Below are 16,201 nucleotides of genomic sequence, written 5' to 3'. Positions count from 1 at the left end.
CAGGGAGTTTCCCTGCTGTTTTTTTACGAGAGTTTGATATTTTGAGAGTTTGAGTATGGAAGAAACGGTTCATTTGGTGAACTATAGTGATCGATGACATCCGTAATTTTGGTCATCCAGCCATATGTGCCATTTGCAATGCCACCAACATGAATTCCATAGAGCTTATGTGTAACAGGATCATATGTAATAGCTCCGCTGTCTCCCCCTCTAGAATAAAAAGAACCTTCTTCACCGCGAATAAAGGCTGTTTTTAGCTCTCCATATCTATCATTCGCAAAATCTACAGTTGTGCTGCTCTTCGTTACATAACCGCACGTAACACCCGTTGTGATACCGGATTTGCAAACATAGGCATTTTGATAAACAGGAGCATAGCCTGTAATAAATGAATCATAGTCACTTTTATCTTCAGCACGTTCATAGAAGAGACGTGTTGCGTAGCGGCCGCTTGCAAGAGTATTAGCATCAAGTGAAATAAGACCAACATCAATGCCTGAATAGTTAGCTGTTGAATGATCATGACCAACAACGGTTGATCCTTGGTAGACGACGCTTTTATCCCCATTTAGACAATGACCTGCTGTAAGCAAGAAATAACGACTTCCTTTTTGAGCTACTCCAGCTGTTGTACAATAGTTTCCTGCGCTATCATGTACGCGAATCCCTCCGCCAAGCTTCGTCCAGTCTCTTTCTCGAGAAAGCTGAATGCGTGGGGAAGAAAGGTCAGCATTTTCTTGAATTTCTACGATCGAAGGAAGTGCTTGTGTTAACTTCTCTTTATCAATAGATGACATGTTATGGACCTCAAGAATCACTTTTTCATGCTCTGTATCAATAGAAGTCATCATTGTTTTGTTTTGTTCGGCTAATCCTAGCTGTCTCATGTTGTGCCAAAGTTGTTCTTCTACATGTTCTAAATCGCTTGTGCTGTAAGCAGCACGTTTATAATGTACAATAGGAGCCGTTTCTTTCATAAGAGATGGTCGGTAAGCAAGAGTTGTTTCACGTATAAGGTCATTTACTTTATTTTCGAATGTTTTTACTTTTTCATTTCTCTCTGTAAAGCCGAGCGTAATTGTCCCATCATCAGCAAAATAAACGGTTCCATAGTTTTTAAAAGCATCATAGCTTCCAAACACTTCTTGTATTAACTGTTCTACGTTATCTTGATTTTGAGATCGAAAAAAAAGTTCGTCTTTTGTTGGAGAAGATGATTCCGCTTGTGCTGTCAGCGGCATTAGTAAAATACCTAGAAAAAATAGTAAAGCTGTTATCGTGTGTTTCTTCATTTTTTTGTCCTTTCTATGTACAAAATGAATCATATATACCTTTCTTATTATATACGAAAAAAACGTGAAAAGGGGCAAGAAATACCGATTCTTCTTCACAAGGAACGAAAAGGTTTTGTTTCTCTTACTTACAAAGTATAATGAAAAGTGGATATTGGAGGTTATAAAAATGAAAACACTTGTACTTGCAGAAAAGCCAAGCGTTGCTCGTGAAATTGCACGCGTTCTTGGCTGCACTAAAAAAGGAAAAGGAAGCATTGAAGGTGCTAAATATATCGTCACATGGGCATTAGGGCATTTAGTTGAGCTGAAAACGCCTGAAGATTACGATAATCGGTATAAAACGTGGAAATTAGAAGATTTACCAATCATGCCAAAAGAAATGAAGCTAAAAGTAATGAAAAAAACAGGTGCTCAATTTCAGCACGTATCACAACTTGCCAAACGAAAAGATGTAGGTGAACTTGTGATTGCAACAGATGCCGGTCGTGAAGGTGAGCTTGTTGCTCGCTGGATTATGGAGAAAATTCATTTCAATAAACCGTTTAAACGTCTGTGGATTTCTTCACAAACAGATAAAGCAATTCGAGATGGATTTAAAAATCTTCAACCTGGGCAAGCATTTAACCGTCTATATGAATCTGCTCTATGCAGAGCTGAAGCAGATTGGCTTATTGGACTTAATATTTCAAGAGCACTTACAACAAAATTTGAAGAGCCGCTTTCAGCCGGTCGTGTTCAAACTCCAACACTTGCAATGGTATTCGAACGAGAGAAGACGATTCAATCGTTTAAACCTCAGACATTTTGGACGATTGAAGCAGAGTTTACTCAATTTAAAGCACAATGGCAAGGAAGCAAAGACAAACGTATTTTTAAGCAAGAAGAAGCAAAATCGAGATATAAAAAACTTCAGGGAACGAAAGCGGTTGTCAAAAGCATTCGAAAGAAAAAAGGAACGGAAGCTCAGCCATTACCGTATGATCTAAATGAATTGCAGCGTGAAGCAAACAAGCGATTCCAGTTTTCAGCGAAAAAGACGCTTAATGTATTGCAGAAGCTGTATGAGCAACATAAGCTTGTTACATACCCTAGAACAGATTCTCGCTATTTAACAACAGATATGGTTACAACAATGCGAGACCGTTTAGAAAGTATTGCAGGTACTTATAAAGAAGAAGTTCGCCCGCTCTTAAAGGGAAATCCAACATTGCCAAAACGAGTTGTAAACAATGAGAAAGTAAGCGACCACCATGCGATTATTATTACAGATCAGCCCCTATTTTTAAACGATTTATCAGCTGATGAGAGAAAGCTTTACGAGCTTATTGTAAAACGTTTTATTGAGCTTTTTTACCCTGCTTATGAATATGAAAAGATGACAATTGAGCTTGATATTAATGAAGAACGATTTGTTGCACATGGAAAACGAACGATTGAACAAGGATTCAAAGGCCTATTTGGTGGAGGGGACAATGACCAAGCTCTTCCGCTTTTAAAAGAAAACCAAGAGCTTACTGTACAAAACATAGATCTTAAAACAGGTCTAACAGAACCACCCCAACGTTTTTCAGAAGCAGACTTATTAGCTCAAATGGAAAAACATAATCTTGGAACACCAGCAACTCGAGCTGATATTATTGAAAAACTGCTTAGCGCAGAATCTATTGAAAGAACAAATCATCGTCTCTACCCAACTAAAAAAGGAAAGCAGCTTATTGACCTAGTCGCAGAAGAATTAAAGTCACCAGAACTTACGGCAAAATGGGAACAAGAACTTGAAAATATTGCAAGAGGAAAAGGAAACGCCAAAACGTTTATGGCCAATATTAGAAAGCAAACGGAAAAAATCGTAAGTGACGTGAAAAAAAGCGAGAAAACGTACAGACCTCATAATTTAACAGGTTCAAAGTGCCCAGAGTGTGGAGAGTTGCTTCGGGAACGCAAGGGGAAAAATGGGCGAATGCTCGTTTGTTCAAGTCATGAATGTTCTTACCGTAGAGCAAAAGATCCGAAGCTCTCAAATCGTCGCTGCCCACAGTGTCATAAGAAAATGGAGATTCATAATGGCAAAGCAGGAACGTATTTTCAATGTCGTCCCTGTCAAATTACTGAAAAAGCACAGGATAAAAAGAAGAAAGTATCAAAACGAGAAGAAAGAAACTTACTTAAGAAATATAGTGATGATGGTTCATTCGGTTCAAGCTTAGGAGATGCATTAAAACAAGCGTTACAGAAGAAAGATTAGCAAATATCCCGCAGAAATTTTTCTGCGGGATATTTATATTTTTAAAAGAAATGGTGCAAAATAGAAAGAACTTCTAAAAAGAAAAAGAGCATATAAAAATGTTGACAATTGTTCCAGCGCACTTTACCCTAAGAAAGATATAGTTATTCCGTAAAGTTTAGGGAAATAATATTTTACAAAAAGAAGTAAATTGAACATGCATTTTATTTCCTTAACAGCAACAAGACATTAAACGAGTTAGGTGAGAGGTATATGAAGCATATTTTTCAAATTTATCGAAATGATTGGGTTCGCATTTTTAAAGTTCCAATGGCTCTTTTTTTAGTTGTAGGGCTTATGATTCTTCCATCCCTCTATGCGTGGTTTAATATTAAAGCATCATGGGATCCGTATTCCAATACAAAAGATATTGAAATTGCTGTTGTGAACAAAGATGAAGGAACATTCATTCACAAGGGAAAAATTAACAAAAAGATAGACGTCGGAGAAGAAGTAGTAAAGTCTCTTAAAGAGAATAAAGACTTAGGTTGGAAGTTTGTAAGTGAGAAGGAAGCACAACGCGGCGTGAGACATGGGGATTACTACGCAAGCCTTGTTATTCCAAAAGATTTTTCCAAAAAAATTGGAACAGTTCTCGAAGAAAATCCTCAGAAACCACAAATTTATTATAGTGTAAACGAAAAAATTAATGCTGTGGCTCCAAAGATTACATCAAAAGGTGCCTCAAACGTCACAGAACAAGTGAGTGAAAAGTTTGTTAAGACAGCAACGAAATCAATGTTTGAAGAGTTTAATCGAATAGGAATTGAACTTGAGCAAGAGCTTCCAACAATCCGAAACTTTGAAAATCGTGTATTTGCACTAGAGGAAAAGCTTCCTGAAATTGAAGATATGGGGAACAAAGCGCTTGAAATTGAGCAGAAACTTCCTGAAATTCGTGAACAAGGCCAAAAAGTTGTGGAGCTTGAAGAAAAACTTCCTGAAATTCAAGCAGCAGGGCAAAGTGTTTTAAAAATTGAAAAAGAGCTTCCAAAAGTTAAGGAAGCAGGAAATGAGATTATAGAGCTTCAAAAGAAGCTTCCTGAAATTAAAAGTGCAGGAGATCGAGTTGTAGAGATTGACCAAAACTTTTATAAAATTGAAGAAGGGTTAAATAAAGCGCTAGAAGATGCTAAAAAAGCAAATGAAATTGTCATGAAAGCACAGTCCACCCTTCCGACAATTGAGAACATTGCTAATAAAGGAAGCGAATTTTCACAAGGGCTAAATGACTTTTTAGAGAAAAATGAAGGAGCGTTTAACGAAGTAGCTCCTGTTATAAAACAAAATCTTGTCCTTCTTAATCAAACGGCAAAAGATGTTGCAGGTGTCACAGAGGAATTAAAAAACGTTAATGATGAAAATAGAGCAACATATATTGAAACGCTAAGTGCTTTAGAAACACGTTTGTCTTCAGGCATTGATGCTGCAGATCGTACAGTTGATTTACTTACAAAGCTAAATGAATACACGGGAAATAATGCTCTAGCAGGAGTCATTAACAGGGTAAATAACGTAAAAGATAGTTTTACTAATCAGCGTGAAGCGGTTGTAAACATTGAAAATGCTTTAAAAAGAGGTGAGCAGCCTTCGAGTGAAGCGTTAGATCGCTTAAATACGCTTGCAACAGATGCAAACAACACACTATCTAATGTGTTGGCAAACTACGACTCTTCTATCGTTCCAGCTGTTAATAGTGGGTTAGATGAGCTTACAGAAAACGCAAAAAACGCAAATAACGCTGTACAAACAGCAAAAGAAAAGCTTCCAGACATTAAAGGTGTGTTAAATGATGCTTCAAGTGGTCTCCAATATGGACAACAAGAACTCACAAGTTTACAGGAGCAGTTACCAACTATCCGCGACCGTATTCATGAAGCAGCAACAACTATTTCTAGTAAAATGGATGACTTTACAAACGCTGTAAACAGCGGATCTGCATTTGTACAAAATGACCTCCCAGCTGTTGAGGCTCAAATTCATAAAGCAGCAGATTTTGTGAACAATGATTTGCCTGAAGCAGAGAAAGAAATCCAAAAGGCAGCAGATCTTGTTCAAACAAAACTTCCAGAAGTAGAAGAGACAGTTCACAAAGTAGCAAATCTTGTTCGTGATGACTTGCCAGACCTTGAAGACTCTGTTAAAAATGCTGCAGACAAAATTCGAGATTTTGAAGGGGAAAATGATCTAGGAGATATCATTGAGCTCTTAAAAAATGATGTTCAAAAAGAAAGTGACTTTTTTACAAGTCCTGTTCAATTAAAAGAAGATAAACAGTTTCCAATTCCAAACTACGGATCAGCTATGACGCCATTTTATACAGCTCTTTGCTTATGGGTAGGAGGACTACTCCTTATTTCATTACTCCGAGTTGATGTAGAAGATGTTCAAGAAGGAACAAAAGGAATGCATATTTACTTCGGACGTCTTCTCACCTTTTTAACAATTGGATTCTTTCAAGCGCTCATTGTTACGCTTGGGGACTTGTTTATATTAGGGTCATATGTAGCAGAACCAACGGCCTTTGTCTTATCGGCAATTTTTATCAGTATTGTTTTCCTGACGATTATTTACACATTCGTTTCCGTATTTGGAAACATCGGCAAAGCGTTTGCGATTATTTTGCTTGTGCTCCAAATTTCAGGCTCTGGAGGAACGTTCCCTATTCAAACAACGCCACCATTTTTCCAAGCAATTAATCCATTTTTACCTTTTACGTATGCTATTGGTTTGCTGCGTGAAACAACAGGTGGAATTGTGCGAGATATAATGATTCATGATATTCTATTACTTGTCTTGTTCCTTTTCATAGCTATTTTACTTGCCTTCCTTCTAAAAAAACCGTTATCAGGTTGGGCTGTAAACGTAGCGAAGAAAGCGAAAGAAAGCAAAATCATTCATTAAAAAAGGGGAGCATTATGTTCCCCTTTTTGTTTATTACTAAAGTATGTTAAATTAGTAAAGGATATTTAAAAACAAAGAGGGTTTAGCACATGAGAAAATTTGTGATAAGCGATATACACGGAAATTATGATGGGATGATGAAACTATTTCAATTTGCTAAGTTTGATCCATTGAAAGATCAGCTTGTTGTGATGGGCGACATGATTAACAGAGGCCCACAGAGTGGTAAGGTGTTAAGAGAAATCAAACAGCTTCACGAAACATATGAAAATGTTTATGCTACAATTGGCAATCATGAAGAAATGATGCTGTGGTACTTAGATCAAAAAAGCGACATGTGGGCTCATTTCGGAGGAAAAGAGTCTGCAGCAGACATTAATGATGTGTTCAAAGAAGAAGGTGTCACACAAGCAGTAGAATGGGTGAAGTCGTTGCCACTTTATATGGAAGATAACCAATTTATCTATGCACATGCTGGGATGTTATCTTTAGAAGATCGAAACAAGCGCAGCAACCTTTGGCTTAAAAAGAAAGAGCTTTACACATTAAATCCTCAGCTTTTTTTAGCACGGTTTAATGGAAAAATTCTTATCCATGGTCATACACCAACATGTTTTGCCATTTGTGATGGGGCAAGGTTAAATATTGATCTTGGAGCAAGTGTTATGAAAAATGGCCGACTCGGTCTTATTGAGCTAGAGCAAAAAGTAGTTTACAGTTATCACTTCGGGGAAGATAGAGTTGCGATGGAGAACATTAAAGATCTTGCACATCAGATGAATTGAAGCCAAAAGCCTGCTTTAGATAGCAGGTTTTTTTATTTACACAAAACTAGTATTTCTGTCTAATCATGAAAGTATAAATGTACATATACTTTCAGTAACAAGGAGATAGGAGCTGATAGAAATGCCAAGAAGATTCCGAGGAAGAATTAGAGCAGTAGAAGGCTGTGACCGAGACCAAGATTAAGACCAAGTAGGCGGAGTTGACGACATTAACGATTTTGATGATGTCGGAGGAAGAAATCGAAATGGAAACAGAGCAACAGCTAATGTATATGACAGTGGAAACTCTAACGTTGAGCTAACGTTAGATATCGATGTAGATGGCGAGTCAAGAGCACGCGTGCGCTCAAGAGCAAATTCAAACAACAATGATGAAGAGTGAATACCATAAAAGAAAGCGAGAAAAACCTCGCTTTCTTTTGCGTTTTTTAGAAGAGCTAGTGATTTTGTCTAAGCAAAACAAGACAAACGTACATAACCTAGTACAAAGTGGAAAAGAAGGAGAGAAAAGTTATGAAGCAGTCGTCAGGTGCATCAATACACTCTAGTGGTAATGCAGATGTTGATGTAACAGTGCAATTTGATACATCTCCGCTTGCGTATGCACTAGCCTGTTTCTTACATGCCACAGATCGAATTAACAGCGAGCAGTTTTCAAGAATGGTGAAAGATTTAGATTCATTAGGTCTTCGCGGAAAGATAGAGGAAAATAAGCAAGAGGTAATGAGAAAACAACGTCAAAGTGTGAAAAATGAAGTTAAGTTTGCTCGAACATTCGTAGGGAAATTAAAGGGAAAAAAACGATAAAAAAAGCAGGCAGCCGTAGCACTGCTTGCTTTTATATTACAAGTTCAGAAAGCGTTTTTTGGATGTCAAAAATGCTGTCGTCTTTTCTAAATTGTTTAGCAATAGGTGTTGCTCTTCCTGATACATAAATTTTTAGCTCAGCATCTAAATCAAATGTTCCTGCTGTTTCAACGCTAAAATGTGTAATGCTTTTATAAGGAAGGGAAAGATATTCTATTTTCTTTCCTGTAACACCTTGTTTATCAACAAGAATCAGTCGTTTGTTTGTAAAAACAATAAGATCTCGAACTAGTTTGTAAGAAGCACCGATTTCTTCTCCAGTCATTAAAAGTCGACTAAGTTCTTTCTTTATTTCCTCTTTGTTTGCTTCTGTTGCATTTCCCATCAATCCATTAAAAAGACTCAAATCAATCACTCCTTTTCTAATGTATACGGTTGAAAGGAGTAATAGGTTTCATATTTCTAAATGAACTTTTAAAATTTTTATTGCAAATTTCTTACGGTATTTATATAATACTAACTGTAATACAACTGTTAATACAGTTAATACATAAAATAAAGGGCAGCGGAAGGAGGAAAGAGATGATCTCATTAGATCTACGCAGCCGTAAGCCTATTTACGAACAGCTTGTTGAGAAATTAAAAGAGCTAATTATTCATGAAGTATTTAAAGCAGATGAAAAACTTCCGTCTGTTCGATTTTTATCAAAAGAACTAACGGTAAATCCGAATACAATCCAAAAAGCATATCGAGAGCTTGAACATCAAGGATATATTTATTCTATTCCAGGTAAAGGGAGTTTTGTTGTTCCACAAGCTATTACAACAAACAATGAGAAGGTGGAAAAAGTGAAAAGTGATTTAGTGAAAATACTTTCAGAAGCCTTGTATCTTGGGCTTGATAAAGAAGAAATTGTGCGGTTGATTGAAGAAGCAGAGAAAACGGTGAAGGGAGGAGAGATACGTGATTAAGTTTGAGAACGTAAAAAAGGAATTTGAGAGCGTTGAAGCAGTTCAAGGTGTAAGTGGAACGATTGAAAAAGGTTCTATTTATGGTTTGCTTGGTTCGAATGGCGCGGGAAAAACTACCCTTATGAAGATTTTAGCAGGAATTTATAAAGAAGACAGCGGCAGTGTGACAGTGGATAATCAACCTGTATTCGAAAACGTTGAATTAAAGCAAAAGCTTATTTTCATTCCGGACGTTCTTTATTTTTTTCCGCAAACAACGATTCGTCAAGCTGCTAACTTTTACCGGGATACGTATACAGCATGGAACGAAGAACGATTTCAAAAACTCTATCACGTATTTAACATTTCACCTAAGAAAAAAATCCAACGGTTATCAAAAGGAATGCAGCGGCAAGTTGCGTTCTGGCTCACGCTTTCCGCAATGCCTGACATTTTACTTATGGATGAACCGCTAGATGGGTTAGATGCGGTAATGAGACAGAAAGTAAAGAATCTTCTTATTGAAGATGTTGCGGAAAGAGACATGACAATTTTGATTTCCTCTCATAATTTACAGGAAGTTGAGGATCTTTGTGATCATATTGGAATTTTACATAAAGGAGAACTTTTGTTTGAAAAAGACCTAGATGATTTAAAATCAGACGTTCACAAAGTTCAGCTTGCTTTTAAAGGTGATATTCCACAAGCACTGTTAGAAAAGCTTGACCTTTTATATGAAGAAAAACGAGGAAGTGTTCTGCTTTGTATTGTAAAAGGAAAAGAAGAGCGCATTTCTTCCCTAATCAAACAATATAGTCCTGTTATTTTTGATATTCTACCGTTGACACTTGAAGAGATCTTTATTTATGAAATGGGAGGTGTTGGATATGCGGCAGAAAACCTCCTTGTTTAATAAAGGGATTTTTGTTCAAGATTTACGAAGTGTTGGATGGATTGGGATTGTATATTTTCTGTTGCTTGTAGCGGTTGGACCGTTGCAAACATTACTTAAAGTTGAAGAATATCGTAAATCCGTCTTAGAGCCCCAATCCTATATGCGAAGTCGAGTGATAAACTTCTTTGAGTTGGATAGTGCTCACGTTTTATTAACTTTTACTGTTCCTGTTGTGTTATCCATCTTTTTATTTCGTTATCTTCATACAAAAATGGCAGCCAATTATATTCACAGTTTACCAATGAAGAGAAGTACTCTATTTCATCAGCGAATGTTAACAGGTAGTTTACTATTACTCTTGCCACTATTAATAGATACCTTTATTATGTTTGGAATTGGACAAGGATATGATCTAGGAACAGCCTATTCTTTTAAAAGTCTATCACTTTGGTTTGTTACTTTGCTTCTATTTAACCTGTTTGTATTTGCAGGTAGCACGTTTGTTGCTATGTTCACAGGGATGTCCCTTCTTCAGGGAGCACTAACTTATATTATGTTTATACTGCCAATTGGGATTTTTATGATTATCTTACAGTATGAGGATCTGTTTCTTTTCGGATTTTCTTCTGAACTCGTACAGAGTGGATATTCTTCTAAAATTTTTCCTATAGAGCGAATGGCGAATATAACAGATGGTCCCCTTTCTTTATTAGAATGGTGTATTTATATTTTACTAATGGTTTTCTTCTACATTGTTGCTCTACTCATATACAGACATAGAAAGACAGAAGCAGCTACACAGGCTATCGTTGTGAGGCCACTTCGACCTGTATTTAAATACGGGGTCACTACTTGTTTTATGTTAGTAGGTGGAGTTTACTTTTGGAGCAATCAGGAAGATATAAAATGGCTTATTGTAGGGCTTATTATAGGTTCTTTAATTGGTTATATTATAGGAACCATGATTTTAGAAAAAACATGGCGTATCTTTTCGAAATGGAAAGGATATATTGGTTTTGCCATTGCTGCTTTTATTATAATGTTTACACTTAATTTGGATGTCTTCGGATATGAAAATCATGTTCCGAAAAGCAATGAAATTAAACGTGTTTATGTAAGCTCAGAATATGTTGATATAGAAACTCTTTTAGCTAATGATAACGAGTTTAACAGATATATTGAAGAATCGATTAAAAACGGAGAATTTAATTCTGAAGCTGAAGCAAGAAGATATTATAAAAGAGAGTTCTTTAAAAATAAAAATGATATTAACAATGTGATTACGCTTCACAAGTCTATTGTAAATGATAAGGAAAAGCTGCAATCGCTGCATAACAGCCGGGATAATATGGTGATTTTCGTTTATGAGCTAAAAGATGGAAGTCACGTTATGCGTCAGTATAGTTTACCAAATAATAAATATGATAATGTATACAAACCAATCGTAGAATCTGATGAATATAAAGAAAACCTTTATCCTGCTTTAAGTTTGAAAGAAAATGAAGTTCAGCAAATTATTCTAACAAACGGTATAGGTTTTATAGAGAAACAAGAAGTAATTTCTGATTCAAATGATGTTAAAGAATTGTTCAATCTTATGAAACAAGATGCAAGAGCACAAACATATGGAGATATTATAAGAGGAAAAGGGATGTTAATTAATACAGAATTTATAACTGGAAAAGATCGTATGCGAACGGATCAGATTCCTCTTACGTTTACGAAAACTATAAAATGGCTTAAAGCACACCATCTCTATGATAAAGTTGTGCCAAAAGCAGAAGAGTTTGATTATGTGGTTGTGAAGAAATATAACATTAATGGATCTCACGAAGAAATTGCTTCAACAGAGGAAATTACAGATAAAGATAAAATTAATCAGCTTATTAAATTAAGCTCTGATAAAGGTTTGGAATATAGCATAGATTTCGTATCAAAAAATGGACGTTCTAATTATGAAGTAAATGTTCAATATGAAGACTTACCAAATGACATTAAAAAGCAACTAAACTAGAAAAAGAGAATAAGAGAGGAGAGGAGTCGTGACACATTCTACACCGTCACAGCTTATGACAGTTTGGTATGAGCAATATCGCCATGATTTATGCCGATATGTACGCACGATTGTAAAAGATGCTTACCAAGCAGAAGATATTATTCAAGAGACATTTGTCAAAGCTTTTCAGCATATTGAATCACTTGAAGCTGTTAAAAAACCACAGAAATGGCTCTATAGAGTTGCTCATAATTTAGCCATTGACTTTTTAAGAAGAGAAACAACAAAAGATAAAACAGAAGCAAACATGAAGTTTAGCTATTTTCCTGCTCCTTCAACAGAAGAAGTTGTTTCAATAAGAGAAGCATCAAAAGAACTGGTTCAAGCGGTAAATATGCTAAAACCTTCTTATAAATCGGTCGTTATGATGCGTAAGATTCAAGGGCTTTCCCTTGATGAAACTTCTGCGTTGCTTTCATGGCCGAAAAGTAAAGTGAAAGTAACGTTATGCAGAGCATTAAAGAAATTGCGAAGTACAAAAGAATCTCAGTAAGGAAAAGCTCTCCAATAAAATGGAGAGCTTTTTTACTGTCTTCTGTTGTAGGAAAGAAGAAATGCATGTTACGATAGTTATGGGTAAATATGTAAAAATAAGTTTTTTTTAGAAGGAGCTGGTCCCTAATGAGTGAGTTTGCATTAGAGGTTCAAAATCTACAGAAGAAGTATGGGAAATTCGAAGCTTTGAAACCGTTAAATTTAGCTGTGAAAAAAGGAGAGTTATTTGGCTTTCTTGGTCCGAATGGAGCAGGGAAAACGACCACGATTAAGATGATGACAGGTCTGTTAGAACCGTCAAGCGGAAAGGCTGTAATTGGAGGAACAAATATATGGACATCACCAATTGAGGCAAAGAAAAAGATCGCTTACGTTCCAGATCAGCCTAACCTTTATCCGAAGTTAACAGGATGGGAATTTTTAGAGTTTTTCGCTTCTGTTTATCAAGTTCCAGAAGATAGGTTTAGACAGCGAGCTGAAAAACTATTAAACTTGTTTGATTTAAAACATCGTGCAGATGAGCTTACAGAAGGATATTCACATGGAATGAAGCAAAAGATTGCCTTGTGCGGCGCTCTTATTCATAAGCCAGATGTTTTATTTTTAGATGAACCTACAGTTGGTCTTGATCCCAAAAGTGCAAAAGTGTTAAAAAACTATTTGCGAAAAATATGTGATGAAGGAACAACGGTTTTTGTATCAACGCATATTTTAGAAATTGCAGAAGTGATGTGTGATAGAGTCGGAATTATTTTAGGAGGAGAGCTTATTGCCCTTGGAACGATGAAAGAACTCCGCGAGCAAGGAGGCAGAGAAGGAGCAACGCTTGAAGATATTTTCTTAGAGCTAACAGGTGGTAAAGAAGGGGAAGCACTTATAGCCGAAATTTCAAAAGATGAGGATGATGCTTCATGATGAAAGAGATGCTTAAAGTTCAGCAGCGCATGCTTTTTAATAGCATACGATCTCAAGGAGCAAAAGGCGCTTTTACATACGGAATATCCGCTTTGTTCATTCTCGTATTAATGATCATTTTAGCGCGGCTTACGTGGAGCCTTGCTTCGAACCTACCAGATGGGTTGTTCGAAAGTTTTTTACCGTATATTTTATTAGCAATGTTATCATTCATTTTATTAATGGGAATTCCTCAAGTGTTTAAAAATCTTTATTCAGCAATTGACCTTCAATTCCTATTTACAATGCCAATTCCTACGAAAACGATTTTTTGGGTCAAGTATATTCAAAGCATTGTAGGGATTCCACTACTTGTTTTCCTGTTGTTTTTTATTCCAGCTTTAACATTTGGGATTCACGGAAATGTATCCATTTTATTTTATTTTGTTGCCTTTGTTGTGGGAGCAAGCATTGTGTTGATTGGATTATCAATTGCTTATTTATTTAATCTTGGACTTATTCAGATTGTGCCTCCTTCTCGTGCAAACGAACTTATGACTGTTATGAGTGCTTTATCTGGATTGCTTGTTTATGTCTTGTTTCAGCTTCCAAATCTTTTGAACGATTCTTCAAGAGGGGCCAATATGATCGAGAATTATCAGTTTCCGAACTGGACACCAATGAGTCTTGGAGGAGAAGCGCTTTTTCAGGCTAGAGTTGGAAGCATCGATTTTCTTCTGCCGCTTTTCTTCCTTCTTCTTCAGGCTGTTATTTTCTTTTTTCTTTCCTCACTTCTTGTTGAAAAAGGATTCAGAACAGGGTGGATTCGACTTAGTGAAGGGTCAAGGAAAAAGAAAAAAAGCAAGAAAGCCAAAAGTTCAGGTGCTGTGCGACATCCTGTTATGGCACTAGGTTTAAAGGAATGGAAGGCCATATCAAGAGATTTAAGGGAATGGATGATATTTATGCCTCTTGGGTTCTTTTTAATCTTCCCTATAATTGCTTTTATGAATAATGGAGAGGGGCTAAAAATTCTTATTCAAAATACAGAGCTTACATTGGTGATTGTTCAAGGTGCGTTTTTATTTATTTATGCTGTGTTTACAGGAAGTCTAGCAGCTGCCTCTATCGGAAGAGAAGGCCCTGCAGCTTGGATGCTTAGTGTTCTGCCTGTTACAGGGGTTCAAGTGGCTCTCGGAAAGCTTTGGATTAGCTGGTTTTTACCGTTTGGAATTTTATCATTCCTTGAAGGTGTTGCTGGAATTTTCTTAAGCTGGCCGATTCATTATCATCTTATTGTACTGATTATGAATGCATTTGTAGCGCTTGGCATTAGTTCCATTGGAATTTGGATCGGAACCATAGGAGCGAGGTACAATCCAAACAGTCCTCAGCAGCGTAACAGTGTAATTTCAAGTCTTTTTCTTTTACTCCTGTCTTACGCTTATCTTTTGTTGATGTTTGTGCCGTTCGTTTTATTAATCGTTCCAACAGAAGCGATAAAGCTTGTTGAAAGTTTAAAAGGTGAAACAAGGGGCTTTTTCTCTTTTATTGTCGATAACTCCGCTTTTTTATTGGACTTAAAGCGCCAATCAACTCCACTTGGCATTTCAATAGGATTTATTAGTTTGATTGTCATCTCGTGCTTTGTTACGTACTTTATGGTGATGATTGCAGGAAAACGGATGGATGGAGGCGTCGATATTAAATTTGTTGAAAACAAAGGAAACGTTCGTTTTAAGAAAAACTCCATAAGCCGAAAATTATAAAAAACCAGCCGTTAGGCTGGTTTTTTATATCTTAACATCTACTTTTCCGTCTTTTTTCAGTTCATTCACTTTGTTCATCAAGTTTTCTTGCTGATTTTGTTCTTCAAGGCTTTGTTTAATTTGAGGTTTTACATCCTCTAATTTTGGAACTTCTTGCTGTTGCTTACTATCGCTTTGCTTCAGCTGTTGTACTTGTTGATCATAAGTATCTTGAATCTGTTTGTCTGTTACTGTTCCTTTAGGGATTTCTTTTTCCACATATTTGTTCGTTTGAACAACGTCACTAATTTGAGCCTTCAAGTCATCTAAACTTAAATCAGCTTCTTTTAATGCTTTATTGAATTCTTTATCTGTTTTATAAGGTTTTTTAACTTCATCAAGCTCTTTTTGAATTTCTTCGTTTGTTGCTTTATAGCCTTTTTTAGCAGCATCTTGAGAAATCAATTCTTGGTTGACTAGACCATCTAACGTTTGTTTCTTTATTTGTTTAGCAGCTTCTTTTGAAGTTGGATCTTGTCCATATTGTTGCATTTGACTTTGAGAAGTAGAGAGAGCCATATTATAGTCGCTTCCAAGTATTTTTTGTCCGTTAACTGTTGCAACTACTTTTTTCTCATCTACTTTTTGTTTAGCAAGCTTTTCTTGCATTTCTTTCATTTGTTTTTCTTGATCTTTTTTACTTGTTTGCTGTTCAGTTTGAGTATCTTTTGATTTATCGCTTGCATTGTCATCGTTTGAACCACATGCAGTGAGCGTAACGGCTAATAATCCTGCGATAAGAGGATACGTGAATTTCTTCATGACTTTCTCCTTTCTGAAACAAAAATAGATATCTTTTCTAAAAAAGTATCTAGTGGGCATTGTAAAGCATATCGATAGAAAAAGAAACCTTTGAGCTTTATTTTTGCACTTTGTAATCAAAATGAAAAACTTTGTAATAGCGAATGCAATGGAAAATAACTCTATAATGATGAGGTTTTACTTCTAATATGTACGAAGAATCTTTAAAAAATAACAAGACTTTGTAAAATGAACAATAAAGCACCGTGTTATAATAAACAAAAAA

General features: G+C 36.1%; 13 protein-coding genes. 10 read left to right on the top strand and 3 right to left on the bottom strand.

From position 1 onward, the window contains the following. Window positions 1-23: 23 nt before the first annotated feature. Window positions 24-1,292, bottom strand: coding sequence for a S1 family peptidase (locus tag MOC86_RS08305; RefSeq protein WP_268583709.1), 1,269 nt, complete (start codon window positions 1,290-1,292; stop codon window positions 24-26). Between the two features lie 169 nt (window positions 1,293-1,461). Between MOC86_RS08305 and MOC86_RS08300 the strand changes: the two genes are divergently transcribed. From MOC86_RS08300 to MOC86_RS08285, 4 genes are all read left to right on the top strand, one after another. Next, window positions 1,462-3,540 (top strand): DNA topoisomerase III, encoded by a 2,079-nt coding sequence (locus MOC86_RS08300; protein WP_268583708.1) that lies wholly within the window; start codon window positions 1,462-1,464, stop codon window positions 3,538-3,540. A 252-nt stretch (window positions 3,541-3,792) separates the two neighbouring features. Then, a complete protein-coding gene (locus tag MOC86_RS08295) occupies window positions 3,793-6,483 on the top strand; it encodes a YhgE/Pip domain-containing protein (protein ID WP_268583707.1) in 2,691 nt (896 codons plus the stop codon). A gap of 89 nt (window positions 6,484-6,572) precedes the next feature. Then, window positions 6,573-7,268: a metallophosphoesterase gene (locus MOC86_RS08290; RefSeq protein WP_268583706.1), complete on the top strand. Its 696-nt coding sequence runs from the start codon at window positions 6,573-6,575 to the stop codon at window positions 7,266-7,268. Between the two features lie 513 nt (window positions 7,269-7,781). Continuing rightward, complete coding sequence (locus MOC86_RS08285) at window positions 7,782-8,075, top strand: hypothetical protein (RefSeq protein ID WP_268583704.1); 294 nt, start codon at window positions 7,782-7,784, stop codon at window positions 8,073-8,075. Window positions 8,076-8,106: 31 nt separating this feature from the next. On the opposite strand, the gene MOC86_RS08280 is transcribed toward MOC86_RS08285, so the two are convergent. Continuing rightward, window positions 8,107-8,481, bottom strand: a complete 375-nt coding sequence (locus MOC86_RS08280; protein WP_111924353.1) for a PH domain-containing protein — start codon at window positions 8,479-8,481, stop codon at window positions 8,107-8,109. 176 nt (window positions 8,482-8,657) lie between these two features. On the opposite strand from MOC86_RS08280, the gene MOC86_RS08275 reads away from it, so the two are divergent. From MOC86_RS08275 to MOC86_RS08250, 6 genes are all read left to right on the top strand, one after another. After that, window positions 8,658-9,047 carry a GntR family transcriptional regulator gene (locus tag MOC86_RS08275; RefSeq protein WP_019392308.1) on the top strand — a complete coding sequence of 130 codons (390 nt, stop codon included), beginning with the start codon at window positions 8,658-8,660 and terminating at the stop codon, window positions 9,045-9,047. Further along, window positions 9,040-9,939, top strand: coding sequence for an ABC transporter ATP-binding protein (locus MOC86_RS08270; protein ID WP_113753387.1), 900 nt, complete (start codon window positions 9,040-9,042; stop codon window positions 9,937-9,939). Before MOC86_RS08275 ends, MOC86_RS08270 begins: the two co-directional genes overlap by 8 nt. Next, on the top strand, window positions 9,914-11,935 hold the full coding sequence (locus MOC86_RS08265; protein WP_268583702.1) for a DUF6449 domain-containing protein: 2,022 nt from the start codon (window positions 9,914-9,916) through the stop codon (window positions 11,933-11,935). The genes MOC86_RS08270 and MOC86_RS08265 overlap by 26 nt, the downstream gene beginning before the upstream one ends. Window positions 11,936-11,963: 28 nt before the next feature. Further along, window positions 11,964-12,470 carry an RNA polymerase sigma factor gene (locus MOC86_RS08260; protein ID WP_268583701.1) on the top strand — a complete coding sequence of 169 codons (507 nt, stop codon included), beginning with the start codon at window positions 11,964-11,966 and terminating at the stop codon, window positions 12,468-12,470. A 128-nt stretch (window positions 12,471-12,598) separates the two neighbouring features. Beyond that, window positions 12,599-13,387 (top strand): ABC transporter ATP-binding protein, encoded by a 789-nt coding sequence (locus MOC86_RS08255; RefSeq protein ID WP_268583699.1) that lies wholly within the window; start codon window positions 12,599-12,601, stop codon window positions 13,385-13,387. Continuing rightward, window positions 13,384-15,135, top strand: coding sequence for a putative ABC transporter permease subunit (locus MOC86_RS08250; RefSeq protein ID WP_268583698.1), 1,752 nt, complete (start codon window positions 13,384-13,386; stop codon window positions 15,133-15,135). Before MOC86_RS08255 ends, MOC86_RS08250 begins: the two co-directional genes overlap by 4 nt. 24 nt (window positions 15,136-15,159) lie before the next feature. Here MOC86_RS08250 and MOC86_RS08245 read toward each other — a convergent pair whose 3' ends face one another. Further along, a complete protein-coding gene (locus tag MOC86_RS08245) occupies window positions 15,160-15,936 on the bottom strand; it encodes a SurA N-terminal domain-containing protein (protein ID WP_040056395.1) in 777 nt (258 codons plus the stop codon). Between the last annotated feature and the right edge of the window lie 265 nt (window positions 15,937-16,201).

It is taken from the genome of Priestia endophytica, from assembly GCF_026790145.1.
Classification (GTDB): domain Bacteria; phylum Bacillota; class Bacilli; order Bacillales; family Bacillaceae_H; genus Bacillus_I; species Bacillus_I endophytica_A.
The sequence above is the reverse complement of the archived record's forward strand: the minus strand, read 5'-3'. Positions and strand labels throughout refer to the sequence as shown.